This is a genomic window from Gorillibacterium sp. sgz306347, from assembly GCF_059735245.1.
This window is the reverse complement of sequence record NZ_JCAPET010000006.1, coordinates 56,188-79,731: the sequence shown is the minus strand read 5'-3', so window position 1 is coordinate 79,731 and position 23,544 is coordinate 56,188. Positions and strand designations below refer to the sequence as shown.

The following is a 23,544-nucleotide window of genomic DNA, read 5'->3' as shown; positions in this document are numbered from 1 at the left end:
CGGTAAGCAAATGATTAATACATCCAACGTGACGCTTCGGTACGGGAGCCGCGCGCTTTTCGAAGACGTCAACATCAAATTCACGCCGGGCAACTGCTACGGTCTGATCGGCGCAAACGGAGCGGGCAAATCCACGTTCCTGAAAATTCTGGCCGGAGAAATCGAACCGACGCGCGGCGAAGTCAGCATCACGCCGGGCGAGCGGATGGCGGTTCTGAAGCAGAACCATTTCGAATACGACGAGTACGAAGTGTTGAAGACGGTCATCATGGGCCATACCAAGCTTTATGAAATCATGGAGGAAAAGGACGCCATTTACATGAAGCCGGACTTCTCCGATGAAGACGGCATGCGCGCCGCCGAGCTCGAGGGCGAGTTTGCCGAGCTGAACGGCTGGGAGGCCGAATCGGACGCCGCCGCGCTTTTGATGGGCCTTGGCATCCCGAAGGACCTGCACGACAAAAAAATGAAAGAGCTGGACGGCAACGAGAAAGTGCGCGTGCTGCTCGCTCAAGCCCTGTTCGGAACGCCGAATATTCTGCTGCTGGACGAACCGACCAACCACTTGGACCTGGAATCGATTCAATGGCTCGAAAACTTCCTGGCTAAATTTGAAGGCACCGTTATCGTGGTTTCCCACGACCGCCACTTCCTGAATCAGGTGTGCACCCATATCGCCGACATCGACTTCGGCAAAATCCAGCTGTACGTCGGCAACTACGACTTCTGGTACGAGTCGAGCCAGCTGGCTACGCGCCTGATCTCCGACAAAAACAAAAAGATCGAGGAGAAACGCAAAGAGCTGGAGGAGTTTATTCGCCGGTTCAGCGCCAACGCCTCCAAATCCAAACAGGCGACCTCGCGGAAAAAGCAGCTGGAAAAGCTCACGCTGGAGGACATCCGTCCGTCCAACCGCAAGTACCCGTTTATCAACTTCAAACCGGAGCGTGAAGCGGGCAAGCAAATCCTGACGGTGGAGAATCTGTCCAAGACCATCGACGGTCAACAGGTGCTGAACAACGTCAGCTTTACCTTGAACAAAGGGGACAAGGTCGTGCTGGCCGGACCGGACGGCATTGCCAAAACGACACTGTTCCAGATTCTGGCGGGCGAGCTCGAAGCGGACAGCGGCAGCTTCTCCTGGGGCGTTACCACTACACAAGCCTACTTCCCGAAAGAAAACACCAAGTACTTTGACGGCGTGGAGCTGACCCTCATTGATTGGCTGCGTCAATTCTCGAAGGATCAGGACGAGCAGTTCATCCGCGGCTACCTCGGCCGGATGCTGTTCTCCGGAGAGGAAGCCACCAAAAAAGCAAGCGTTCTGTCCGGGGGCGAAAAGGTGCGCTGCATGTTTGCCCGCATGATGCTGTCCGGGGCCAACGTGCTGATGTTCGACGAGCCGACCAACCACTTGGATCTGGAATCGATTACGGCGCTCAATAACGGGCTGCGTGACTTTGACGGCACGTTCCTGATCGTCTCCCATGACCATCAGCTTTTGCAGACGGTCGGCAACCGCGTCATTGAAATTACGCCGAAGGGCATCATCGACCGCCTCTCCACGTTCGACGAATACCTGGAAAACCCTGACGTCGCCAAGCTGAAAGAAGAAATGTACGCTTAACCGGCGGTGCAAGCCGGGAGCATGCAAAAGGCCCGCCCGAAAGCGAATCTGCTTCGGGCGGGCCTTTTGCATGATCGGATTCGACATCCGGCATCGGCGCGGCGGCGCAAAGAAAAAGGAGCCGGTCCGTGCCGTCTGGGGAACGGCAAACGGAGCGGCTCCGGTTTTGCTTCTTCAGCTTCCGCCTGTGCGGCGGCGCTGGTTGTTGACCTTCTTGGTCATTTGGCTCTTGGCGGTCATGTTGCCGGCGCGCTGGTTGCCGCTATTTTTGCTATCCGCCTGCGCCTTTTTTTTCTGCTCCAGCTGTTTTCGGATCGCTTCCGCGAGGCTCACTTTTTTCGGTTCGGCGGAGGCTGCGGCCGTTTCCTGCTCCGGTTGGGATTGGTTGGGCTCGGTCATGCTTAACACCTGCTTTTTCTGTGGTATAGTGGTATTGTAAAACATGCTTTCCGCGCAAGCAACCGCAATCCTTTTTATAGCGAATCTCTCCTCACTGCAAACCTTGATTTCGATGAAACCGTTGCCGCTTCTGCCCCGTAACTATTGAAAGCCCGCATCCGAGGCTAGCTGAAGAGGAGGCTGCGACATTGTTCCAGAGAGACTACATTCTTCGCATGATCGAACAGATGACCGGTTTTGTGGCCACCATCGCCGGTTTGAAGAAGCAGCACAAACAGGAGCAGGCCTTTGAAGTGGTAGATGATATGCTCGGCCGGTTTTTCCGGATGAATTCCAAGCTGGTGAACGGTTTGTCGGAGCAGGATATACTGGCCATGCTGACCGTAAACGGTTTTTTGGAGACGGAGCGCGTCCTGGCCCTGGCCCGGATTCTCAAAGAAGAAGGCGGGCTGTACGACAGCCTGGACGATCCGGAAGAAGCGGTTCCGCGTTACATAAAAGCGCTGGGGCTTACGCTTGCGGCTGCTGAGCAGGAAGAGCCTGGGCCGGAAGCCCGCGAGCAGGCCGATGAACTGGTTGAACTGCTGCGTGAATATCGGCTGCCGGCAGGAATGCTGCAGCGGCTGGTCGGATATTACGAAACAACCGGACAATTCGCCAAAGCGGAGGACCGCTTGTTTGAGCTGCTGCAGACGGAAGGCGTCGATTCGGGAGCGGTGGTGGAGGAGGGGCTCCGGTTTTACGGCCGTCTGGCGGACCGGAGCGACGAAGAGCTCGAACGGGGCGGATTGCCCCGGGAAGAGATATCCGAAGGCCTAGCCGATCTGGAAGCGGCGAAATCTTGAAAAGGAGGCGGCAGCATGTCCGTCATTACCGTTGGGGATAAAGTAAAAGCATCGTTTAAAACCGGCGAATACGTAGGCGAAGTCGTCGAGCTGACGGAACGCAAAGCGGCCGTACGCGTCCTGGCGGTTTTGAAGCACCCGGCGCAGGGCGATCTGCACCACCCGGACCGGGCGGATGTTTCGTTTTTTCATCAGCGTCGCGCGCTGGCCGAGAACGAAATCGCTTTGATGCCCCTTTCCACCATTGTACTGTTTTCCGGGGACGTTCCCGGTTACAGGGCATCGCTGAAGCTGGCCTTCGACCGCGAAGAGCGGCGTCTGCGGGACCAATACGAGTATGCCGAACGGGCGCTCCGGGAATTGCGGGAGCTGGGCGGCGATTATTTCAAGGATTCATCATTTTGAGAATAAAGAGGCGATAGGGATGAATGCGCACGAAATCGATTACCACATCCACGGCAGCGAAATGCAATGCGTGGAAATTGTGCTGGACCCGGGCGAAAGTGTTATAGCGGAAGCGGGAAGCTTCATGGCGATGGACCAAAGCATCCGCATGGAAACGATTTTCGGAGACGGCTCCAAAGGCGGCGGAGGGCTGATGGGCAAGCTGATGGGAGCGGGCAAGCGCCTGCTGACCGGCGAAAGCCTGTTTATGACCGTCTTCACCAATGAAGGACGCGGCCGCGAAAGCATTCTGTTTGCTTCGCCTTACCCGGGCAAGATCATTCCCTTCGACCTCAGCGTGCTGAACGGAAAGCTGATCTGCCAAAAGGATTCGTTTCTTTGCGCAGCCAAAGGGGTTTCGGTCGGCATCGAATTCCAGCGGAAGCTGGGCGCCGGCTTTTTCGGCGGCGAAGGCTTTATTATGCAAAAGCTCGAAGGGGACGGCCTGGCCTTTGTTCATTCCGGCGGCTTTGTCGTGGAGCGGACGCTGAACCCGGGCGAGACGCTGCGCATCGACACGGGGTGTCTGGTCGCGATGACCCCGAACGTGGACTACAACATCGAATTTGTAAAAGGAGTCAAAACGGCGCTGTTCGGCGGCGAAGGCCTCTTTTTTGCGACGCTTCGCGGGCCGGGCACCGTATGGATTCAATCGCTCCCGTTCAGCCGGATGGCGGACCGCATTATGAGCGCTTCGATCAGAGGCGGCAAAGACGAGGGCAGCATCCTCGGGGGTATCGGCAATCTGTTCGACGGAAGATAAGGAACCGCATCGCGGAGAGACGGTTGGCGGCAGGAGGCGGGACAACATGAATTTGCAGAATCTACAGCTGAAATGGAACGGCCACACCCATACGGAGTTTTGCCGGCACGGGAGCTCCGCGCCCATGGAGGACTATCTGGAGGAAGCGGCCCGGCTGGGCTTTCAGCGGTATACGCTCAGCGAACATCCGCCGCTTCCGGCGGGGTGGGTGCCGGACGCTGCCTTAATGCAGGAGCTTGCGATGCAGCCGGAGGAGCTGCCGGGTTATTTCGCGGCGGCCGCCCGCGCCCGTACCCGTTTCAGCGGGCGGCTGGACGTGCAGATCGGTCTGGAAATGGATTACCTCGAAGGCGGCGAATCCTATTCGGAAGCGATCATCGAGCAGCATGAGCGGGAGCTGGACGATCTGATCGTGTCGGTGCATTACCTGCCCGGAAAAGGCGGCATGCGGTGCATCGACTTTACCCCGGAGGATTTCCGGACCAATCTGCTTGCTTATTACGGCTCGATGGAAACGGTTGTCGGCGAATACTTCGAGCGGGTAGAAGAGGCGATCGCCTGGGCGGGCCGGCTGCCCGGACGAAAACGGATCGGCCATGTCAACCTGATCCGAAAATTCCGCGCCGCGCTGCCGGATTGGGACCCTCAGCTCACCGAAGACCGGTTGAACCGTCTGGTCCCGCTTTTGCTTAAGCACGGGGTAGGCGTGGATGTCAACACGGCCGGCTTGCGGGTCGCCACCTGCGGGGAATCCTATGCGCCGGCCTGGTTTGTCGCGGCCTGCCGGGAGCAGGGAATCGAGTGCGTTTTCGGGTCCGACGCTCACAAACCGCAGGATGCGGGTGCCGGCTGGGACTGGTTCGCGTCGCTGCCCGATTAAACCGGCGTTTGAAGGCAGCCGCCTATTTTGGTCTTTTGTCCGGCCGGATAGGTGGCTGCACAAGCGCCCTTCCGCTTCTGACATAGGATATGTTGTGTTCCCGCACAACCCTATCAGAAGAGGAGAGGTTCAAGGATGAGTATGTTCGGCAACAACCCCATGGTTTCCCCTTACGAGAACAGCCCGTTCGTATCGCCTTACAGCAATATGCCGATCGCGCCCGCGTCGGTGAGCGGCTACCCTTGCGGAGCGGTATCGCCGGCTTGCAGCGGCGGCAACGGGTTGGCTTATGTTCTGGTGCTGTTCATTCTGCTCGTGATCATTCTGCGCTCGTTCTGTTAAACGCAGGGTAATCCTGTGAATCCCTGAGGCCGGCTGGTCCGGCGTCACACCCGCGCTGTCCGGCGTTTCTTGCCGGGGAGCGCGTTTTTCATTTGGCCCGGTTTGAAACGGTCCGGCCGAGTCGCTATAATGAGGTCAAACAGCAGCCGGAATAAAGGCCGCCAAGCGGAGGGAATGGCAGTGAAGGTCGGAATCGTATCGGATACGCATATGCCGCACCGGGGGAAGGGGTTGCCCCGGGCACTGAAAGACGGTCTGGCCGGGGTCGAGCTAATCCTGCACGCCGGAGACTGGACGGAGCCCTGGGTGGTTGACCTTTTCGAGCAGATCGCGCCGGTTGACGGAGTCATTGGCAACAACGACGGGGGCGAGCTGCTTCGCCGGTTCGGCACCCGCAAGCTGCTGACGCTGGACGGCGTACGCGTAGGGATTGTCCATGGGGATCATCCCCGCATCCCGACAGCCGAACGGGCCGAGCTCGCGTTTGTCAACGACCCGGCCGACGTAATCATTTTCGGCCATTCCCATATTCCGTTCAAGCAGGAGAGCGGCGCAGGGTTGCTGTTCAATCCCGGTTCGCCGACGGACAAGCGCTGGCAGCCGCGTTATTCCTACGGCGTGATGGAAATCGCCGACGGCCGCATTCTTCGGCTGGAGCATTCCTTTTATACCGACAAATCCGAATGAGGAGGCGCTTTATGAAATGGAAAGAAATTACCACAATTGAGGAATGGGAAGAAGTCCGGGAGCACTCGGCGGATAAACCCGTGCTTGTGTTAAAGCACAGCACCACCTGTCCGGTCAGCGCGAACGCGCTCCGGGAATACGAAGCGTATTTGCAGAACGCCCCCCAGGAAGACGCGGAATACGTGCTGGTCAAGGTAATCGAATCGCGTCCGGTGTCCAACCGGATCGCCGAAGATACCGGCATCAAGCATGAGTCTCCGCAGATAATTTGCCTCAAGAACAAAGAAGCGTACTGGAACGCATCCCATTGGTCCGTAACCGCCGCGCACATGAAGGCCGTGCTCGAGTAAGGCGGGGAGAGCTCCTTCAAGCGAAGGCCGGCACTATGTTTAAAATAACCGGCGGACGGTTATGTAAATAAGGTGTCAGTATCCGAACCTGAAGAAGGAGTGATTCATAATGGGCAAGATCGCATTTTTGCTGGCCAATGAGTTCGAAGATTCCGAAATGCGCGAACCTTATGAAAAGCTGAAGGAAGCCGGACACCAGGCCGTTATCGTCGGTCTGAAAAAAGGAGAAGAGCTGAAGGGCAAAAACGGAGAGGCTACTTATAAGGCGGAAGCCTCCATTGAAGAAGTAAAGGCGGGGGAATTCGATGCCGTCGTAATTCCCGGCGGATCTTCTCCGGAAAACCTCCGGCTCAGCGAACCGGTTCTTAATTTCGTCAAGAATGCGGATCAAGCCGGAAAACCGGTGGCGGCCATCTGCCACGGTCCGCAAATTCTGGCCAGCGCCGGTCTTCTGAAGGGAAGAACGATTACGAGTTATCCGCCTCTTCAGGACGACATGGTGAACGCAGGCGCCAATTTCGTCGACCAGGAGGTCGTGGTGGACGGCAATTTCATCACGTCCCGGACGCCGAAGGACGAGCCGGCTTTTATCCGGGAAATCAAAAACAAGCTGGTTTAAAAAACCGGCGCGCATAGAAACGGGGCTGTCCCGGTCATCTCGCGATGATCAGGGCAGCCCCGTTTGCCGGTTCCGGCACCGCAGGCGGCAGGCCGGAAGATTCGGTTTTATTGGCGCGGGCGCTTGCTCTCAAGCAGCCGCTTGGTGCTGGAGAACAAATATTCCGCTTCGTTCATGCTCAAATGATGGCGGGCGCATTCTTTAAGAAATCCCTCGCGCAGCTCGGAGAGGTTGGAGATTCCTTCCTGATCGGCAAGGGCCAGGAAAGACTCCGCATTCAGCGTTCTGGAATCGAAAAGCATCAGGACTTTTGCCGATACCAGGGAGAACATTTGCGCGCCCAGCTGGTTGCACACATCTTGCGTCAAGGTCCGTTGTCCGTTCATATCAGATAACCTCCATTTATCATGGTTACAAATATATTATATCACTTTTTCCAAAAATGAGAAGGGGGATTTCGTTTATAAGCGAAAATTACCTTTCGGATTTGCAGACAAGCCGGACACACTAAAAACCGTAAGCAACGGAACCTGTTCTTGGGAGGCCGCAATGAAAATATCCGGCATGATCGTGTCTTGTCTGCTTGTTCCCTTCGTTCTTCTGGCTTGGCAGCCCCTTTCATCCGCCGAGGGTCCGACCCGTTTGCCGGGGGTGTCCGCGAATATGCTTTCGGCGGGTTCCGCTCCGGCAAACGAACGTCTGAAAGCCGACCGGCCGGCTTCACGGCCCGGGGCCGCCGGCCGCCAGCTGACGCATGCCGAGCTTCGCCGCAAATACCCGAAGCTGTTTTTCAACCGGGGCAGCGCGAGTAAAAGGCAGATTGCCCTTACCTTCGACGATGCCCCCGATTCCCGATACACCGCTCAAATTTTGGATGTGCTCGCCGAAACCAAAACCCGGGCAACGTTTTTTGTCGTCGGCAGGCGGGCCGAGCACTATCCTTCGCTGGTCAAGCGGATGGTGAGGGAGGGGCACTCCATCGGCAACCACACGTATTCCCATGCCGATTTGACGAAGCTTTCCGAAGCCTCATTTCATGAGCAGGTGATGAGCACCCAGTCGATTTTGCACACGTTGACCGGCAAAACACCGAAATACGTGCGCCCGCCGTACGGGTTTATCCGGGAGAAGCAGCTTCTTTGGCTCGCCGAACGGAATTTGATCGCCGTCAACTGGAATTCGGATTCGCTGGACTGGCGAAGCCTCAAAGCATCCTCCGTTTACTCCAATGTTATGAAGAACATAACCCCCGGCGGCATCGTACTGCAGCATGCGGGAGGCGGTACGGGGGAGGATTTGACCGGTACCATTGAAGCGCTTCCGCGCATTATCCGCGAGCTGCGGGCGCGCGGGTATGAACTGGTCACGATCCCCGAGCTGCTGAATCTGAACGAACCTCCCCCAACGCATTGAACGCTCCGGCAGGCTTTCATTTCCGCGGTTTCGTGTTAGAATAGGAAGGGCCGTTCCCGCGGTTCTGCTGCTTTTTTGCAGTTGGCGACGGTCGATTTCAAGAAAAGTAGGGTTATTGGGTTTATGTCGAGTCTTTCATCGGTTTCCCCCTTCGGCCGCCGGATTCCCGTCCTGATCCTGCTTACCGTCTTTTCGGGTGCCTGCCAAGGACTGCTTCTGCCTCTTTTGACCGTCCTTCTGGAAAAAGACGGCGTCAGCTCAGGCATCAACGGACTGAACGCGGCAGCGATGTATGCAGGGACATTCGCGGCGATGCTGTTTATCGAAATTCCGCTCCGCCGGCTTGGGTTCAAACCCCTGATTGTCGGCGGTTTGCTGCTTGTTCTGACGGCTGTGCTGCTGTTTCCCGTATGGAACAACCTTTGGTTTTGGGTTGCGCTGCGGATTGCGGCCGGCATCGGCGACAGCGCGCTGCATTTCTGTACACAGCTTTGGATTATTGCATCAAGCCCCAAGGAGAGAAGGGGGCGAAACATTGCGCTATACGGCATGTTCTATTCCATCGGGTTCAGCCTGGGCCCTATTGGATTGAACCTCCTGAAAGCCGCCGAATGGCTTCCGTTCGCCGTCATGGCGGCGGTTCTCGCCGCAGGGCTTCTGCTTGTGGCGGGCATTGCCAACGAGCCGGTCGCACGGGAAGACGCAGCGGAACAGGGGGGCGGCCGGCGGGCTTCCAGCCGGTTCGGCAGGGCCGTCGCCATCGGCTGGTTTGCGCTGCTGCCTTCTTTTTTATACGGCTACATGGAATCCACCATGAACAGCAATTTCCCGGTGTACGGCATCAAAATGGGAATCAGCGATACGTGGCTGTCGCTCCTGCTCCCGGCCATCGGGCTGGGAAGTCTGGTGCTCCAGCTGCCCCTCGGAACCCTCAGCGACCGGATCGGCCGGCGACGGGTTTTAATTGGGGCGGGACTGCTCGGCTCGTTCGCTTTTCTGGCGATCCCTTCCGCAGGCACAAACGAATGGATCATTCTGGTGCTGCTGGCTGTTGCCGGAGGACTGGTCGGCTCGTTTTTCTCCTTGGGGCTTGCCTATTTGGCCGATCTGCTGCCTCCCGCGCTGCTCGCGGCCGGAAACGTCGTTTCCTCCATTCTGTTCAGCCTCGGTTCCATAACCGGTCCCAATGCGGGGGGCTTCGGCATGCAGTACCTTTCGCTCGGCTCCATGTTTTACCTGCTCGGCGGTTTGTTTCTGCTGTTTGCCTTGACCGGCATGTTATACCGGCCTTATACGTCCGCTATTCCGGCGAACGCTGAAGGATTTGAAACCAACCGCGCTCCCCACCGTTAAAAAGAGAAGGAAACGAAGGGGGTATGGGGATGTTTACGGAATTGAACGACCGGCTGCTTCGCGCGAAGGAAAAGGAACGCGAATATAAGAAATGGTCGTATCGCGCCAATCATCTTGAAACGGAATACCGCGAGCAGGAACGGAAGCTTTGGCAGCTGGAGGATGATTGGCAGCGGGAACGCCGCGACGTGGAAAAGCTCCGCGAAGGCAGCCTGACCGGCTGGATGCTTGCGCTGGTCAACCGCAAGGCCGAACGGCTGGAGAAGGAAGAGCAGGAAGAGCTTCAGGCCCGGGCCAGGTATGACGAAGCAAAAGCGGCTTTGGAGTTCACGCGGGGCGAAATGTCGCGGGCGCGCAGCGCCATGGCGGAAAACGGCGACTGGGAACAGGAATACGCCGCGGTTATCCGCGAGAAACACAACCTGCTGAGCATGTACAGTCCGCAAACAGCGGCCCAGCTCGACGCTCTCGCCGAGAAGAAGGCGGAACTGGAAGCGCTGGCGAAAGAGCTCCGGGAAGCGGATGAAGCCGGCGGACGGCTGCGGCGCTCGCTGGGCAAAGCCATGGAATCGCTGGATTCGGCCCGCAGCTGGGGAACCTATGATATGCTGGGCGGAGGAATGATCGCGACGCATATCAAGCGCAGCCGGATGGAGGAAGCGATGGAGGTGCTGGAAAACGCCAGAACCGAGCTCCGGCGATTTCAGAAGGAGCTGCGCGACGTCAACGTCATTTTGGCCATTGACCTGAATATGGACTCTTTTCTTTCCTTTGCGGATTACTTCTTTGATGGTTTCTTTTCCGACTGGATGGTACAGGGACGGATTAACGATGCGCGGGACCGCCTTTCCGACGGCATCTCGCAGGTGGACGACGCCCTTCGCCGCATTGCCAGGGAAGTTCAGAGCAATGCGCAGCAGATCGCGTCGTTGGAATGCAAAGCGGCGGAGCTGCTGGAAAACGCTTGAGCCTACATAACTTCTTAGAACGTTGGTTTCTATTGCCCGTTTGCGGCCTACGAGAGGAGTGGCAATCATGAAAACAGCCCGTTTTGCCGTGATCGGCTTCGGCGGCATCGCGCGGACGCATATCGTCGCTCTGCGCAGCCTGCCGGTATTAAAGAAGCTGCCGGTTGTTCCCGTTTTGGACACTTTGATCACGCGAAATCCCGCCGCGGTTGAAGAGCAGGCCAAGGCCATGGGGTTTGGCGAGGTTACTTCTTCGCTGGAGGGAGCCCTTGCGTCCCGCTCCATTGACGCGGTGGACGTCTGCACCCCCAACTCGCTTCATTTGGAGGCGGTTGAAGCGGCGGCGGCAAAAGGCAAGGCCATCTACTGCGAAAAGCCGCTTACCGAAGCGTATCAGCGCTCGGTCGCCCTCGTGGAAGCGGCGAGGCAAGGGGGCGGGAGCCAGGTCGCTCTTACGTTCCGCTACCATCCGGCGGTGCTGAAAATCCGGGAAGCGCTGGCGCAGGGCGTGATCGGAGAGGTGCTGCAATGCCGCATCTCCTATCGCCGTTCGGGATATCTGGACCCGTCCCGGCCGATCAGCTGGCGCATGAGGGACGACATGTCGGGCGGGGGAGCAATCAGCGACCTCGGCGTTCACGTGCTCGATTTGTTCCGCCTCTGGTTCGGCGAAATCAAACAGGCGGACGGAGAAACCAACACCTTCGTCAAAAAACGTCCGGAGGCGGCCGGTTCCTCCCGGCTGGCAGAAATGAAGGTGGATGATTGGGCGCTCCTGCACGTGGAGACGGAAAGCGGAGTCAAGGGCATTGCGGAGGTATCGCGAATCGCTTGGGGAGCGGAAGCGTTCCGGATCGACATCACCGGCCTGCGCGGCAGCCTGGTCTGCGACCTGGAGCGGGACACGGCGCCCGTGATGAGACTGCTGGACGGCTCCTCGCCGGCGCTGCCGAAGCCGGCTTCTCTTGAGCTTCTGCCCGGAGAAAAGGAGACGCTCGGCTATGCCGTGGACAGCCATTTCGGGGCGCTCCACCACTTCCTGTACCGTCTGGCGGGAGAAGACCGCTGGCCCGGCCTCGCGCCGACCCTGCACGACTGCCTCCGGGCGGAAGAATTGATTGACGTTGTTTTGAAAAAAACGAAATAAGCGGAACTTTTTTAACCGGAGATTGTCCCGAAAGAAGGTTTGGAGCCGCAGGAGCGATAGCGTCCGCCTTTGTCCCCGAGCTTTTACCGCAGATAATTCCAGAAAAAGCTTGGGGACAACAGCGGCCGAAGGCCCAAACCGTTCCAAAGGGACGGAACTCCAAGGTAGACAGGTTCCGCTTAACCAAAAGGAGACCTATTTCATGATCGATCCCCGCCTAACCAAACTGGCCGATGTGCTGGTCAATTATTCGAACAAAGTGCAGCCGGGCGAAAACGTCCTGATCGAAGCCACCGGTATCGAAACGCCGCTTGTCACCGAGCTGGTGAAAGCCGTAAACGCCGCAGGCGGACGTCCCTACGTCAACCTGCGCGATCCGCAGGTGACCCGTGCGCTGCTGATGAACGCCACCGAAGAGCAGCTCAAAACCTGGGCGGAATACGACGAGCACCAAATGGCGCAAATGCACGCCTACATCGGGGTACGCGGCGGCAGCAACATCACGGAGCTTTCCGATGTCGACCCGGCGATTCTGCGGCAATACTCCGCGCTGTATACCCAGCCCGTGCATCTGGTCACCCGCCTCAGCAAAAAATGGGTCATCCTCCGCTACCCGACGCCTTCCATGGCGCAGCTGGCGTCCATGAGCACGGAAGCGTTCGAGGACTTCTACTTTAACGTTTGCACGCTGGACTACGGCAAAATGTCGAAAGCCATGGACCCGTTAAAGGAGCTTATGAACCGGACCGACCGCGTGCACATCAAGGGACCGGGAACGGATCTGACCTTTTCGATCAAAGGGATTGGCGCGATCAAATGCGATGGCGACGCCAATATCCCGGACGGCGAAGTTTATACAGCCCCCGTTCGCGACTCGGTGAACGGCGTGATTTCGCACAACGCGCCTACCCCTTACGACGGCTTTACCTTCGAGAACGTCCGACTGGAATTCAAGGACGGGAAAATCATCAAGGCAACCGCCAACAACAACGAACGGATCAACAAAATCTTGGATACGGACGAAGGCGCCCGGTACATCGGCGAATTTGCCATCGGCGTCAACCCGTTTATCCGCGAGCCCATGAAGGACATTCTGTTCGACGAAAAGATCGACGGCAGCTTCCACTTCACCCCCGGCGCAGCATATGAAGAAGCGTACAACGGGAACAACTCCTCCGTTCACTGGGACATGGTCAGCATCCAGCGGCCCGAATATGGCGGGGGAGAAATCTGGTTCGACGACCGGCTGATCCGCAAGGACGGACGGTTTGTCGTCCCCGAGCTGGAATCTCTGAACCCGGAAAACCTGAAATAACCGGAAAGTTTCGGTAGAAACAAGATTGCCGTTTACACGCGGTTTCCCTTGCCCTTATACTGCGAGAAGCAGTAGAGAGAGACGGGGGAAACCGCTTATGCGTTTTAGAGACTTTCATCGCAATGTAAAAATTCGTTTGATGTTATCCTTTGTATCGAATATCGTAAGCTCCATGGTTATGCCGCTGATGGCGATTTATTACGCTGAGCGGCTGGGTTCCGCGGTCACCGGCGTTTTGCTCGCGCTCAACGTCGTGGCGGGGCTGCTGAGCGGCATTTACGGCGGCTATCTGTCGGACCGTATCGGTCGGCGGAAGATCATGATTGCGGCGGAAGCCGCCATGGCCCTTTGCTGCGCGATGGCCGCGCTTGCCAACTCGGAGCTGATGCAATCCGCTTGGCTCACTTATTTTATGATGCTGGGAGTCGGCGTCAGCTGGGGCTTTTTCGGCCCGAGCTCGGATGCCATGCTTCTGGACGTATCCCGTCCCCATGAACGCAAGTACATCTACAGCATGCAGTATTGGCTGCACAATTTGGCCGGGGCGGCCGGCGGCATGGTCGGGGCGCTGCTGTTTCGCGACTACCTGCTCGAGCTTTTTCTCGGCCTTGCCGCGGTGGGCGTGATGTCCACGCTGGTGACCGTCTTCATGATCTCGGAAACCCACGTCGGTAAAGCTGCCGCAGTCGAAGCAGGCCAAGAGGAAAAGGAGCACGCCAATCCGCTTGTCCGCATGATCGTCAATTACCGGAACGTGGTGCGCGACCGGGCGTTTCTTCTGTTCGTCATTTCAGGCATGCTGATCATGTCGGTGGAGTTCCACCTGGGCAATTACGTCAGCGTCCGGCTGGCGGCCGAAATGCCCGTACAAACGCTTTTGCAGGGACTTGGCCTGAACCTCACGTTTGACGGAGTCGGGGTGGTCGGGCTGCTGCGGACGGAAAACACGCTTCTGGTGGTCCTGTTTTCGCTGTTTTTTGTGCGGCTGTTCCGCCGCTTTGACGACAAAACCGTCATGTTCGGGGGAATTCTGCTCTATGTCGGCGGCTATGCCGTTCTGGGCTTTTCCAACAGCCTGGGCCTGCTGGTCGTCTCCATGCTGGCCGCTACCATCGGGGAAGTGGTTCAGGTGCCGGTGCGGGAGGCGTACCTCGGCAACATCACCCGCTCGGATATGCGCAGCTCGTATATGGCCTTCCACGGGTTCAGCTATCAGGGAGCCATGCTGATCAGCAGCTTTGCCGTTCTGCTCGGGGGCTTGCTGCCTTCCTGGCTGATGGCGGCCGCGATCTTCCTGTCCGGCTTTGCCGGCCTTGCGATCCTGAAGCTGATTGTGCCCGAGCTGGACCGCCGGACCAGCCTTGAAACGGTGAATGCTGCATAGCCGAAAACGGCGGCGCTTGTGAATCGGCGAGAATGCGGCGGTTGCCTTTTCGGAAAAAATAGAGTATGGTTAATACCGACAAACGAATAGTGCCACCGGGTGCTTGATGAAGTCAGGCTGAGAGTACGACCTTGTGTCGTTGACCGGAAATCTGATCTGGGTAATGCCAGCGTAGAGAAGGATAGGTTCGCCGCTAACGCCGCCCGGTTATTCCGGGCGGCTTTTGGTTTGTGCGAGACGGGAGTGCCCGTTCGCCATTCCCGAAGCGGCCGCTCGCTTTCATGCGCGTCTTTCGGATCGGAAGGCGTTTTTCGTGATGAGATTATGCAGCATACAGATAGGGGAGAGCGGAATGAAAACAACCGATCGGCAAAAACGAACATCGGCCTTTCTGGCGGCCGGCCTGGCGCTGCTGGCTTTGGCCGGCTGCGGTGGCGGCGGCGAAGGAGAAAGCCCGAGCGGAGCGGCGGCCTCGCCGGGAGGAAGCGCGCCGGCCTCCGCCGCGCCGCTCAAGGAAATCAAGGTGGTGCTCGACTGGACGCCGAACACGAACCACACCGGCCTTTATGTCGCCAAGGACAAAGGGTATTATGAAGAGCAGGGCTTGGATGTCGAAATCATCCAGCCGGGCGATGCGGGAGCGGATGCCATGGTCGCCTCCGGCGAAGTGCCGTTTGGCGTCAGCTATCAGGAAGGGTTGACCTACGCTCGCACGCAAAGCATCCCGCTCGTCTCGCTGGCCGCGGTCATTCAGCATAACACGTCGGGCTTCGCCGCCCCGGCGGAGAAAAACATCAAAAGCCCGAAGGATTTCGCCGGCAAACGGTACGGCGGGTTTGGCGGGCCGTCCGAGGTGCCGACCCTGCAAACACTGATGAAGGCTGAAAACGCCGATCCGAGCCAGGTCGAGGTGATCAACATCGGAGCTGCGGATTATTTTACAGCCGTGAAACGGGACGTGGACTTCTCCTGGATTTTTTACGCCTGGACGGGAATCGAAGCGGAGCTTCGCAACGAGCCGGTCGATATGATCTACGTAAAAGACTTTTCGGACAAGCTGGATTATTACACGCCCATTTTGGTCACCAACGAGAAAATGATCGCCGACGACCCCGATACCGTGCGGGCGTTTATGGCTGCCACCTCCCAAGGCTATGAGTTTGCCATCGCCAACCCGGACGAGGCGGCGGACATCCTGATCAAAGGCGCGCCCGATCTCGATCCCGAGCTGGTGAAGGCCAGCCAGCAATGGCTGAGCCCCCGCTACCAGGACGACGCCGCTCAATGGGGCCTGCAAAAGCGCGAGGTTTTCTCCGGCTACGCCGATTGGATGTACGAGAACAACCTGCTGGAAGGCGAATTCGATCCCGACAAGGCGTTTACGAACGATTTCTTGCCTTCCAAATGAGCCGTATCGTATTACGGAGTCCAAGGTAATGCAATGTACAGGTCGGGAAGAGGAGTGGAGAGGAGTTTGGAGCTGAAGGAGCGCAAGCGTCCGCCTTTAAACCAACAGCGGCCGAAAGCCCAAATGTGCTCGTAGTGACGCTTCCCGGCAATTTTATTGAATCGGAGGAAATCACAATGGCAAACGCCCTTTTATCCATTCAAATCATCCCGAAAACGCCGGGCGGCGAGGATGTCATTCCCTATGTCGACAAGGCCATCGCGGTTATCGCCGAATCCGGCGTGCCGTACCGCGTCGGTCCGCTGGAGACGACGATGGAAGGCGAGCTCCCGAAGCTTTTGGAAATCGTGCAAAGCATGAACGAAGCGATGATTGAAGCCGGTTCGCCGAACGTCATCTCGCAGGTGAAAATTTATTACAACCCCGCCGGCGCCTCGATGGCCAAGCTGACGGAAAAATACGACGCATGAGCGGGCGGCGGCCTTGGCGTTTGATTTGGCCGCCCCTTGCCGTGTTCGCGCTGTTTCTCGCCGGCTGGCAGGCGGCGGTGTCGCTGTTCGGCACGCCGGAATGGCTTCTGCCCGGCCCCTGGCAGATCGCCCGCGAAGGGGCGGCCGTGTTTCCGAGGCTTTGGGACAGCACGGTCGCGACGCTCGGAATTGCGGTGTACGGGTTTGCGATTGGAGCCGTCACCGGCGTGCTGCTGGCCTGCTTGCTGCATGTCGTGCCCGGCTTGAAAGCGGGTGTCTATCCGCTTTTGCTGCTTTCGCAAAACGTGCCGACCATCGCGCTCGCCCCTCTGCTGGTCATCTGGTTCGGCTTCGGGGTGCTGCCGAAGCTGATCCTGATTACCATCGTCTGCTTTTTTCCCGTCTCGGTCTCGTTGATGGGCGGACTGGCCCGGACGGACGGCGCGCTGGTGGATTACTTCCGCATGAGCGGAGCGTCGAGAAGACAAACCTTTCTGAAGCTGGAGCTGCCTCATGCGCTGCCCAGCCTGATGGCCGGGGTGAAAATATCCGCCACCTACAGCGTGATGGGGGCGGTGATCGCCGAGTGGATGGGCTCGTCGCGCGGCATCGGCGTTTTCATGATGAACGCGAAAGCATCCTACCGGGCGGACCGTGTGTTTGCCGCCATTTTCATAGTCGTGCTGCTAAGCATGCTGCTGTTCGGCGCTGTTACGCTTTTGGAAAAAATCGTCGTCCGCTGGAACGCCAAGCGGGAGTAGGAGAGAAAACGGGATGAAGAAACGCGAAACGGCAGGCGAAACCGGGCTGGCGTACCGGCCGGCGGCCGCGCCGGAAGCGGGTGAAGCCCTGCTGGAATTAAGGGACCTGCGTAAAACGTTCACCGACCGGGGAACGCCGGAGCCCGTGCTGGACGGCGTTTCGCTCCGCGTCGGCAAAGGCGAGTTCGTGTCCATTGTCGGCCCGTCCGGGAGCGGGAAAAGCACGCTTTTTCACATCATCGGAGGACTCGTCGCGCCCACCTCCGGCGATGTGCTGCTGGAAGGCCGGCCGGTGACGGGCCATAAAGGGCTGGTCGGCTATATGCCGCAGCAGGACGCGCTGCTTCCGTGGCGTTCGGTGCTGGACAACGCGGTGCTGGCGCTTGAGCTTGCCGGAGCGAACAAAAGCGAAGCGCGGGATAAGGCACGCGAGTTGCTGGCGCGTGCCGGATTAGCGGACTACGAGAAATCCCTGCCGCATGTCCTGTCCGGGGGCATGCGGCAGCGGGTTTCGTTTCTGCGGGCGCTGCTCAGTCCGCGCGAGCTGCTTTGCCTGGACGAACCCTTTGGCGCGCTCGACGAGCTGACCCGGCTTGACATGCAGCGCTGGCTGCTGGACATCTGGGAGGTAGAGAAGCGCTCGGTATTGTTTATCACGCACAGCATTGAAGAAGCGCTGCTGCTGTCCGACCGGATTTACGTCCTGTCCGGAAAACCGACCTGCGTTTTGCGCGAAATCGGGGTGCCCTTCGGACGCCCCCGAAAAGAAGACTTGACCGCCGACGAAGCCTTCGTCCGCTTGCGAAGGGAGATCCACCAGGCGATGCGCCGGAACCCGACGCCGGACCATTAGTGGCGCTGTCTCGTCCAAAGGGATGTCCAATAACCGCCTATAGGGCTTTCCAACCGGATTTCAGCCGGGCGGGGAGCCCTTTGCATGTCACGGCCGCCCGGCGGTTTCCCGGAAGCCTTGCCCCGCAAGGGCCCGCAGGTTTGTGGTTGTGTCCAACATTCATCTAACCTTATAATAGGAAGGGAAATGGAATAATCGCGTAATGTCCGCCGCTCTTGCCGGCGGAGCCAATTCCCGTTCACCGAGTGCGGCCGCGGAAAGCGGAAATGCGGCCGATAACCGAAAGAGAGGATTTGCCCTTTTTTATGAGACCTATAAAATTGTTTACGGACAGCACCAGTGATTTATCTCCCGAATTGCTGAAGCGGTACGATGTGGATGTCGTGCCGCTGTACGTCGTGTTCGGCGAACAAGCATACCGGGACGGCATTGACATGACACCCGGCCAGCTCTACCGGACCGTGGATGAAACCGGCAGCTTGCCCAAGACAGCGGCGCCTTCTCCGGCTGATTTTGCTTTAAGGTTTGAGCCTCATATCGAAGCGGGTAAGGATATTGTGTATATCGGGCTGTCATCGGAAATATCCTCCACCATTCAGAACGCCCGGATCGCCGCGTCGCAGTTCGACGAAGGCCGGGTGACGGTGATCGATTCGCTTAATCTCTGCACCGGCATCGGTTTGCAGGTGGTTCTTGCCGCACGGGAAGCCGAGAAGGGCCGGACGCCTGCCGAGATCGAAGCGCTTTTGCTCAAGAAGCGGAGCGACGTGGAAGCGGAATTCCTGATCGACACGCTTGATTATTTGCACAAAGGCGGCCGCTGCTCCAGCACCCAGGCGTTCATCGGAAACATGCTGAAGATCCGGCCGATTGTGAAGGTTGCGGAAGGCAAAATGTTCATGGCGGCCAAAATCCGCGGCAAACGGGAAAAAGCGCTGCGACAGCTGCTTGACAATGCGCTCGCGAACAAACACCGGATGGACCCGGAGCTGATCTTCGTCGCGCATTCCTTCGCGCCGGAAGAGGCAGACTTTTTAAAGAACGAATTGCTCGCTGCTACGGGAGCGAAAGAAGTTTACATAACCGAGGCCGGATGCGTGATTTCAAGTCACTGCGGTCCGCAAACCGCGGGGTTATTCTATCTTAAGAAATAGGAGTTGGTACACAGGGTGACGATCAAAATCATCACGGACAGCGGCTCAGATTTGCCCTTGGAATGGGTCAAACGCTTTAACATAGGGATCGTTTCGCTTTCCGTTCATTTTGAGAATGAGAAAATGCCCGCGGATCTGTCCGCCGAAGAGTTTTACCGCAAAATGAGAGAAAGCCGGGAGCTGCCGACGACGGCCAGCCCCAGCCCGAACGAGTTTCTGGAAGAATACAAGCGAACGCCGGACGGAACGGACATCCTGGTGCTCTGCTTGTCCTCCGCCATCAGTAGCACGTATCAGAACGCCGTGATCGCCAAAGACATGTATGAGGAAGAAGGACACGGCAACCATATTGAGGTCGTGGACAGCAAAACCTTTTCACTGGGACTGGCGCTGCTGGTGGTCAAGATCGCCAAGCTTTCCCATGCGGGCAGCACGTTTGCCGAGCTGAAGACGAAGGTGAAGCAGTACAAGCAGGAGATCGCCACCTACTTTACCCTCGACACGCTGGACAATGTCATCAAAGGCGGCCGGTTGGACCGGCTGCGCGGCACGGTTGCTTCGGTGCTGAATATCAAGCTGCTGATGAAGGTCAGCGAGGAAGGCAAGGTCGAGGTCGTCGAGAAGACACGGGGGCTGCCGAACGCCCTGAACAAGATGATCGACAAGCTCGGCGAGAAAAAGCATAATTTCGAAGAGGCCATTCTGGCAATCGCGCACAGCAATTGCGAAGACAAGGCAAGGGAAGTAAAGGACAAGATTCTGGCCCGTTATCCGTTTCGGGAAGTGATCGTTTCAAACATGGGTCCGGTTATCGGCACTTATGCCGGCGAAGGCGGAGTAGGAATCGCGTTTTAACGGGAACCCTATGAACGGGCAAAGCTTGTGAACCGGCTGCGGCACGGCCGGGCAATCCGGTACAGCACGACCGCAAATCCCCAAGCACCTGGACTGGACGAGAGGAGACGGACAACCATGAGAAAAAGATCGGATCGCGTTGTATTGATCGGTTCCGGGGCGGTAGGCGCCAGCTACGCGTTTGCCCTGATGAACCGGGGAGTGGCGAAAGAGCTTGTCATTATCGATCAGAACAAGGACAAAGCCAAGGGCGATGTGCAGGACTTGAACCACGGGCTGCCGTTTGTTTCCCCGATCACGATCTGGGACGGCGACTATTCGGACTGCAAGGACGCCGCGCTGGTGGTCATCACGGCGGGGGCCAACCAGGCGCCCGGCGAAACCCGGCTCGACCTCATCGGCAAAAACTCGCGCATTTTTAAAGAGATTGTCGAAAACGTCATGAAAAGCGGCTTCGACGGCATTTTCCTGATCGCTACGAACCCGGTCGACGTCTTAAGCTACGCCACCTGGAAATATTCCGGCTTGCCGCCGGAACGGGTCATCGGGTCCGGCACCATTCTGGATACCGCCCGGTTGCGCTTTTTGCTGGGCCAGCGCCTGAAGGTGGACACGCGCAATGTCCATGCGTACGTGATCGGTGAGCATGGCGACACGGAGCTTCCCGTCTGGAGCCTGGCCAATATCGGCGGACTGCGCTTGCCGGAATACGAAGCAAGCCACCCGGATGTAGCGCTTGCGCCGGAGGACTACGACGACATCTTCGCCAATGTGCGGGACGCCGCGTACCAGATCATCAAGCTGAAGGGCGCGACCTATTATGGCATTGCGGTCGGCCTGGCCAAGCTGACCAAGTGCATCCTGCGCGACGAAAATTCCATCCTGACGGTTTCCACGCTTGCCCGGGGCGAGTATGGGCTGGAGGATCTCTATATCGGCATGCCGGCGGTTTTGGGCCGCGACGGCATCCGCGAAATCATGAAGCTGGACCTGAACGAGGACGAGCTCCGGAAGCTGAAGCATTCCGCCGACGTTTTGCGGGAAGCGAACCGTTCCATTTTTCAATAAGTCCTGCATCACCGGCAGGTGCAAAGGCGGAGGGCGTATCCCGGAAGGGCGGCGCCTCCCGCTTTTGTTTTCATTCCGGGAAAATCAAGGAGGTATGCGAAATGGCGGAACCGGCAGACCGGCTTCGGGAATGGGTGGAGGAAGGGAAGGGCATTGTTTTTTTCGGAGGAGCGGGCGTCTCGACGGAGAGCGGCATTCCCGATTTCCGTTCGGAAACCGGGCTGTACCGGACGTCCGGGGGGATGAATTATCCGCCCGAAACGATGCTGAGCCGGAGCTTCTTTCTGCGGCACCCGGAGGATTTTTTCGCGTTTTATAAAAGCAAGATGCTTCATCCGGAGGCCGCCCCCGGACCGGCGCACCGGGCGCTGGCGCGACTGGAGCAGGCCGGCAAGCTGGATGCGGTGGTGACGCAAAACATCGACGGGCTGCACCAGCTGGCAGGCAGCAAACGCGTGCTGGAGCTGCACGGCTCCGTGCACCGCAATACCTGCATGGACTGCCGAAGGCATTACAGCCTGGCGGAATTTCGAGAGCTTCCGGGGGAGGCTCCGCGCTGCGCCTGCGGAGGCATGGTCAAACCCGATGTGGTGCTGTATGAGGAAGGGCTGGATATGGACATCATCGAACAGGCGGTGGAGGCTATCGGGAACGCCCGGCTGCTGATAGTCGGCGGGACGTCCCTGACAGTGAACCCGGCCGCTTCGCTGATCCGTTATTTCCGGGGCGACAAACTGGTCCTGATTAACCGGACGCCGACGGCTTACGATGCTTCGGCGGATCTCGTGATGCGCGGCAGCATCGGCGAAGCGCTGGATGCGGCTTTTCCAGCGGGATAAGCCGCATCGCCGCAGCCGATTAAGCCCCGTCCAACAAGAAAATCCCGAACCATTCTTCTAGCATACCCCGATTGGAGTTCAAACGGCGGAAGGAGGCCGCAGAGCGGGCCAATTGATCCGCGAACACCGGGGCGGGGTCGAGGCCGGCCTGCCAGCGCGTCCAAAAATGAAGCGCTACATCCAGCCGCCGGAGTTTAATCAGATCGGGCAAAAGTTTGCATTCATCCACTGACAGCTTAAATGCGCTGCCGTATCCGGACAGAAGCTCCCGGATAGAATCCAAGGAGCTTTGGCCCGTTCGCAAAAAGCCAACGGTTCCGCCTTGCCCTTCTTCCCCGGACGCCAGCTGCTCGCCCAGCATGACGGCAAGCTCCATGGCCCGGATGTCTCGGGTGGCAAACTCGAAATCAAGCACGGCGGCTATCCCGGCACCGTCGGTCAGGACATTCGAAAAAGACACGTCCCCATGTATCAATTGGCGCGGCAGCCGGAGCAGCTGCTGGCGGACGGCAGCAAACCCCGCCATTTCCTCCAGAAGCAACACGATGGCGGCGGCCGCTTCCGTTAGCACAGGCTCTTTGGTAAGCCTGAGAAGCCCTTCCGCCGCTCCCGGATAAGCCTCCTCCAGCTCGTCATAAGGCGGATAGACAGGGGGATGCAGAGGCTTCACCTGTCCGAGGGCGCGGCTCAGTTCACCCGCCGCCCGTCCAAGCGCATCCAGCAAGCCGGTTTCGGAACCCGAAGGCCTGCGGCCGGGCAGATAGCCGAAGAAAGCGGCCAGCTTGCCGTCCGGCGCCTCGGCAAAGGTTTCGCCTTGTCTGGTGCGAAGGGGACAAGGAATGGAAAAAGGGAGCCGACAGAACTGAAGCTGCTGCAAAACATCGTGTTCGAAAAGCAGCTTATCCGGGTCGCGGTGGTTTTCATAAACCCGGCAGACCAGCCTGCCGCCGCCCGGGAGCAGAGCATACCGGGTCGTGTTGTTCATGCCGGAGTCTCCGGCGCTCCACTGAATGGGCCGCCCGATTTGATATTTCGCGGCAATCCGGTTAAAATAATCATCGTGTTCGGGTTTCATGTACACATTAAAGCACAGGCAGCAGGCACCGGCAATAAAAAAGAAATTTATTTTAGCATCATTATTGTGAAATAATTCACACTTTTAACGCTCAAGATGTGATATAGTTAACTCGTAAACAACGATGGGAGTGATCGAAATGAAAGAGACGAATACCGATACCGTATCGAAAAACCTGCTTCAGTTCTGCTACACCTGCGATGACGCCGCGCTTTGCACCAGCGAAGAAGTTTGCAGACATTGTTGGGCGGATCAAGGAATTCCCGTCGACGAAGAAGAAACGATGAGCACCGACATTTCCCGGTTGATCAATAACCATTATGAATAAGCTGCGTGACCCGGCAAGACCGCAAGCCAACAATCCTCCGTCTGTTTTCTGAACAGATCGGGGGATTTTTGATTTTTATCACACCGGGAAACGTTGATCTTCCTATGCATAGCGCGTCCCAAGCTGCAAACACTAACCCGGAAACGTTTGCGCGGCAGGGTGCGGCCATCCCATCCACGCCCTGGAACGCGGAAGGG

General features: G+C 58.0%; 27 protein-coding genes. 24 read left to right on the top strand and 3 right to left on the bottom strand.

Features of this window, described 5'->3' with window-relative positions:
• The first annotated feature begins 10 nt into the window (after positions 1–10).
• The gene (locus AC6I6H_RS05410) at positions 11–1,627 is read left to right on the top strand and encodes an ABC-F family ATP-binding cassette domain-containing protein (RefSeq protein ID WP_497952483.1); all 1,617 of its coding nucleotides are present in this window, start codon (positions 11–13) and stop codon (positions 1,625–1,627) included.
• Between the two features lie 174 nt (positions 1,628–1,801).
• Here the strand turns inward: AC6I6H_RS05410 and AC6I6H_RS05405 are convergent, their stop codons facing one another.
• A complete protein-coding gene (locus AC6I6H_RS05405) occupies positions 1,802–2,026 on the bottom strand; it encodes a hypothetical protein (RefSeq protein ID WP_497952478.1) in 225 nt (74 codons plus the stop codon).
• A gap of 188 nt (positions 2,027–2,214) precedes the next feature.
• On the opposite strand from AC6I6H_RS05405, the gene AC6I6H_RS05400 reads away from it, so the two are divergent.
• The 8 genes from AC6I6H_RS05400 (at position 2,215) to AC6I6H_RS05365 (ending at position 6,956) form a co-directional block, all read left to right on the top strand.
• A complete protein-coding gene (locus tag AC6I6H_RS05400) occupies positions 2,215–2,871 on the top strand; it encodes a DUF6483 family protein (protein ID WP_497952474.1) in 657 nt (218 codons plus the stop codon).
• A gap of 15 nt (positions 2,872–2,886) precedes the next feature.
• Entirely contained in the window at positions 2,887–3,276 is a 390-nt protein-coding gene (gene kapB, locus AC6I6H_RS05395; RefSeq protein WP_497952472.1) for a kinase-associated lipoprotein KapB, read from the top strand.
• A gap of 19 nt (positions 3,277–3,295) precedes the next feature.
• Positions 3,296–4,078 carry a TIGR00266 family protein gene (locus AC6I6H_RS05390; protein ID WP_497952469.1) on the top strand — a complete coding sequence of 261 codons (783 nt, stop codon included), beginning with the start codon at positions 3,296–3,298 and terminating at the stop codon, positions 4,076–4,078.
• A 46-nt stretch (positions 4,079–4,124) separates the two neighbouring features.
• On the top strand, positions 4,125–4,958 hold the full coding sequence (gene hisJ, locus AC6I6H_RS05385; protein ID WP_497952467.1) for a histidinol-phosphatase HisJ: 834 nt from the start codon (positions 4,125–4,127) through the stop codon (positions 4,956–4,958).
• Between the two features lie 135 nt (positions 4,959–5,093).
• A complete protein-coding gene (locus AC6I6H_RS05380; protein ID WP_497952465.1) occupies positions 5,094–5,300 on the top strand; it encodes a hypothetical protein in 207 nt (68 codons plus the stop codon).
• 180 nt (positions 5,301–5,480) lie between these two features.
• Positions 5,481–5,987 (top strand): metallophosphoesterase family protein, encoded by a 507-nt coding sequence (locus tag AC6I6H_RS05375; RefSeq protein WP_497952463.1) that lies wholly within the window; start codon positions 5,481–5,483, stop codon positions 5,985–5,987.
• Positions 5,988–5,998: 11 nt separating this feature from the next.
• Positions 5,999–6,337 (top strand): bacillithiol system redox-active protein YtxJ, encoded by a 339-nt coding sequence (ytxJ, locus tag AC6I6H_RS05370; protein WP_497952461.1) that lies wholly within the window; start codon positions 5,999–6,001, stop codon positions 6,335–6,337.
• 109 nt (positions 6,338–6,446) lie between these two features.
• Positions 6,447–6,956 (top strand): type 1 glutamine amidotransferase domain-containing protein, encoded by a 510-nt coding sequence (locus tag AC6I6H_RS05365; RefSeq protein ID WP_497952458.1) that lies wholly within the window; start codon positions 6,447–6,449, stop codon positions 6,954–6,956.
• 107 nt (positions 6,957–7,063) lie between these two features.
• Here AC6I6H_RS05365 and AC6I6H_RS05360 read toward each other — a convergent pair whose 3' ends face one another.
• Complete coding sequence (locus tag AC6I6H_RS05360) at positions 7,064–7,342, bottom strand: hypothetical protein (protein WP_497952453.1); 279 nt, start codon at positions 7,340–7,342, stop codon at positions 7,064–7,066.
• 163 nt (positions 7,343–7,505) lie between these two features.
• Between AC6I6H_RS05360 and AC6I6H_RS05355 the strand changes: the two genes are divergently transcribed.
• From AC6I6H_RS05355 to AC6I6H_RS05290, 14 genes are all read left to right on the top strand, one after another.
• Entirely contained in the window at positions 7,506–8,369 is an 864-nt protein-coding gene (locus AC6I6H_RS05355) for a polysaccharide deacetylase family protein (protein ID WP_497952448.1), read from the top strand.
• 123 nt (positions 8,370–8,492) lie between these two features.
• Positions 8,493–9,722 carry an MFS transporter gene (locus tag AC6I6H_RS05350; RefSeq protein WP_497952443.1) on the top strand — a complete coding sequence of 410 codons (1,230 nt, stop codon included), beginning with the start codon at positions 8,493–8,495 and terminating at the stop codon, positions 9,720–9,722.
• A gap of 29 nt (positions 9,723–9,751) precedes the next feature.
• Positions 9,752–10,690, top strand: coding sequence for a hypothetical protein (locus AC6I6H_RS05345; RefSeq protein WP_497952439.1), 939 nt, complete (start codon positions 9,752–9,754; stop codon positions 10,688–10,690).
• Positions 10,691–10,757: 67 nt separating this feature from the next.
• Positions 10,758–11,837 (top strand): Gfo/Idh/MocA family protein, encoded by a 1,080-nt coding sequence (locus AC6I6H_RS05340; protein ID WP_497952434.1) that lies wholly within the window; start codon positions 10,758–10,760, stop codon positions 11,835–11,837.
• A 202-nt stretch (positions 11,838–12,039) separates the two neighbouring features.
• Complete coding sequence (locus AC6I6H_RS05335) at positions 12,040–13,152, top strand: aminopeptidase (protein ID WP_497952428.1); 1,113 nt, start codon at positions 12,040–12,042, stop codon at positions 13,150–13,152.
• Positions 13,153–13,249: 97 nt separating this feature from the next.
• Positions 13,250–14,536, top strand: coding sequence for an MFS transporter (locus tag AC6I6H_RS05330; RefSeq protein WP_497952426.1), 1,287 nt, complete (start codon positions 13,250–13,252; stop codon positions 14,534–14,536).
• 352 nt (positions 14,537–14,888) lie between these two features.
• Entirely contained in the window at positions 14,889–15,944 is a 1,056-nt protein-coding gene (locus tag AC6I6H_RS05325; protein WP_497952423.1) for an ABC transporter substrate-binding protein, read from the top strand.
• A 176-nt stretch (positions 15,945–16,120) separates the two neighbouring features.
• Positions 16,121–16,414 carry a thiamine-binding protein gene (locus tag AC6I6H_RS05320; protein ID WP_497952418.1) on the top strand — a complete coding sequence of 98 codons (294 nt, stop codon included), beginning with the start codon at positions 16,121–16,123 and terminating at the stop codon, positions 16,412–16,414.
• On the top strand, positions 16,411–17,175 hold the full coding sequence (locus AC6I6H_RS05315; RefSeq protein ID WP_497952415.1) for an ABC transporter permease: 765 nt from the start codon (positions 16,411–16,413) through the stop codon (positions 17,173–17,175). Before AC6I6H_RS05320 ends, AC6I6H_RS05315 begins: the two co-directional genes overlap by 4 nt.
• A 13-nt stretch (positions 17,176–17,188) precedes the next feature.
• Complete coding sequence (locus tag AC6I6H_RS05310; protein WP_497952411.1) at positions 17,189–18,028, top strand: ABC transporter ATP-binding protein; 840 nt, start codon at positions 17,189–17,191, stop codon at positions 18,026–18,028.
• A gap of 305 nt (positions 18,029–18,333) precedes the next feature.
• Complete coding sequence (locus AC6I6H_RS05305; RefSeq protein WP_497952406.1) at positions 18,334–19,182, top strand: DegV family protein; 849 nt, start codon at positions 18,334–18,336, stop codon at positions 19,180–19,182.
• A gap of 15 nt (positions 19,183–19,197) precedes the next feature.
• Positions 19,198–20,037, top strand: coding sequence for a DegV family protein (locus AC6I6H_RS05300; RefSeq protein ID WP_497952402.1), 840 nt, complete (start codon positions 19,198–19,200; stop codon positions 20,035–20,037).
• A gap of 117 nt (positions 20,038–20,154) precedes the next feature.
• Positions 20,155–21,105, top strand: a complete 951-nt coding sequence (locus tag AC6I6H_RS05295) for an L-lactate dehydrogenase (RefSeq protein WP_497952400.1) — start codon at positions 20,155–20,157, stop codon at positions 21,103–21,105.
• A gap of 101 nt (positions 21,106–21,206) precedes the next feature.
• On the top strand, positions 21,207–21,944 hold the full coding sequence (locus tag AC6I6H_RS05290) for an NAD-dependent protein deacylase (protein WP_497952398.1): 738 nt from the start codon (positions 21,207–21,209) through the stop codon (positions 21,942–21,944).
• A 19-nt stretch (positions 21,945–21,963) separates the two neighbouring features.
• On the opposite strand, the gene AC6I6H_RS05285 is transcribed toward AC6I6H_RS05290, so the two are convergent.
• A complete protein-coding gene (locus AC6I6H_RS05285; RefSeq protein WP_497952396.1) occupies positions 21,964–22,929 on the bottom strand; it encodes a phosphotransferase in 966 nt (321 codons plus the stop codon).
• Between the two features lie 229 nt (positions 22,930–23,158).
• Here AC6I6H_RS05285 and AC6I6H_RS05280 point away from each other — a divergent pair, with 229 nt between their 5' ends.
• Complete coding sequence (locus tag AC6I6H_RS05280) at positions 23,159–23,347, top strand: hypothetical protein (RefSeq protein ID WP_497952394.1); 189 nt, start codon at positions 23,159–23,161, stop codon at positions 23,345–23,347.
• The last annotated feature ends 197 nt before the right edge of the window (positions 23,348–23,544 follow it).

What these genes read in the sequence shown, in the direction of transcription:
- AC6I6H_RS05410 (WP_497952483.1), top strand. Translation starts at nt 11, where the DNA reads ATGATTAATACATCCAACGTGACGCTTCGGTACGGGAGCCGCGCGCTT.
- AC6I6H_RS05405 (WP_497952478.1), bottom strand. Translation starts at nt 2,026, where the DNA reads ATGACCGAGCCCAACCAATCCCAACCGGAGCAGGAAACGGCCGCAGCC.
- kapB (WP_497952472.1), top strand. Translation starts at nt 2,887, where the DNA reads ATGTCCGTCATTACCGTTGGGGATAAAGTAAAAGCATCGTTTAAAACC.
- AC6I6H_RS05390 (WP_497952469.1), top strand. Translation starts at nt 3,296, where the DNA reads ATGAATGCGCACGAAATCGATTACCACATCCACGGCAGCGAAATGCAA.
- hisJ (WP_497952467.1), top strand. Translation starts at nt 4,125, where the DNA reads ATGAATTTGCAGAATCTACAGCTGAAATGGAACGGCCACACCCATACG.
- AC6I6H_RS05380 (WP_497952465.1), top strand. Translation starts at nt 5,094, where the DNA reads ATGAGTATGTTCGGCAACAACCCCATGGTTTCCCCTTACGAGAACAGC.
- ytxJ (WP_497952461.1), top strand. Translation starts at nt 5,999, where the DNA reads ATGAAATGGAAAGAAATTACCACAATTGAGGAATGGGAAGAAGTCCGG.
- AC6I6H_RS05365 (WP_497952458.1), top strand. Translation starts at nt 6,447, where the DNA reads ATGGGCAAGATCGCATTTTTGCTGGCCAATGAGTTCGAAGATTCCGAA.
- AC6I6H_RS05360 (WP_497952453.1), bottom strand. Translation starts at nt 7,342, where the DNA reads ATGAACGGACAACGGACCTTGACGCAAGATGTGTGCAACCAGCTGGGC.
- AC6I6H_RS05355 (WP_497952448.1), top strand. Translation starts at nt 7,506, where the DNA reads ATGAAAATATCCGGCATGATCGTGTCTTGTCTGCTTGTTCCCTTCGTT.
- AC6I6H_RS05350 (WP_497952443.1), top strand. Translation starts at nt 8,493, where the DNA reads ATGTCGAGTCTTTCATCGGTTTCCCCCTTCGGCCGCCGGATTCCCGTC.
- AC6I6H_RS05345 (WP_497952439.1), top strand. Translation starts at nt 9,752, where the DNA reads ATGTTTACGGAATTGAACGACCGGCTGCTTCGCGCGAAGGAAAAGGAA.
- AC6I6H_RS05340 (WP_497952434.1), top strand. Translation starts at nt 10,758, where the DNA reads ATGAAAACAGCCCGTTTTGCCGTGATCGGCTTCGGCGGCATCGCGCGG.
- AC6I6H_RS05335 (WP_497952428.1), top strand. Translation starts at nt 12,040, where the DNA reads ATGATCGATCCCCGCCTAACCAAACTGGCCGATGTGCTGGTCAATTAT.
- AC6I6H_RS05330 (WP_497952426.1), top strand. Translation starts at nt 13,250, where the DNA reads ATGCGTTTTAGAGACTTTCATCGCAATGTAAAAATTCGTTTGATGTTA.
- AC6I6H_RS05325 (WP_497952423.1), top strand. Translation starts at nt 14,889, where the DNA reads ATGAAAACAACCGATCGGCAAAAACGAACATCGGCCTTTCTGGCGGCC.
- AC6I6H_RS05320 (WP_497952418.1), top strand. Translation starts at nt 16,121, where the DNA reads ATGGCAAACGCCCTTTTATCCATTCAAATCATCCCGAAAACGCCGGGC.
- AC6I6H_RS05315 (WP_497952415.1), top strand. Translation starts at nt 16,411, where the DNA reads ATGAGCGGGCGGCGGCCTTGGCGTTTGATTTGGCCGCCCCTTGCCGTG.
- AC6I6H_RS05310 (WP_497952411.1), top strand. Translation starts at nt 17,189, where the DNA reads ATGAAGAAACGCGAAACGGCAGGCGAAACCGGGCTGGCGTACCGGCCG.
- AC6I6H_RS05305 (WP_497952406.1), top strand. Translation starts at nt 18,334, where the DNA reads ATGAGACCTATAAAATTGTTTACGGACAGCACCAGTGATTTATCTCCC.
- AC6I6H_RS05295 (WP_497952400.1), top strand. Translation starts at nt 20,155, where the DNA reads ATGAGAAAAAGATCGGATCGCGTTGTATTGATCGGTTCCGGGGCGGTA.
- AC6I6H_RS05290 (WP_497952398.1), top strand. Translation starts at nt 21,207, where the DNA reads ATGGCGGAACCGGCAGACCGGCTTCGGGAATGGGTGGAGGAAGGGAAG.
- AC6I6H_RS05285 (WP_497952396.1), bottom strand. Translation starts at nt 22,929, where the DNA reads ATGAACAACACGACCCGGTATGCTCTGCTCCCGGGCGGCGGCAGGCTG.
- AC6I6H_RS05280 (WP_497952394.1), top strand. Translation starts at nt 23,159, where the DNA reads ATGAAAGAGACGAATACCGATACCGTATCGAAAAACCTGCTTCAGTTC.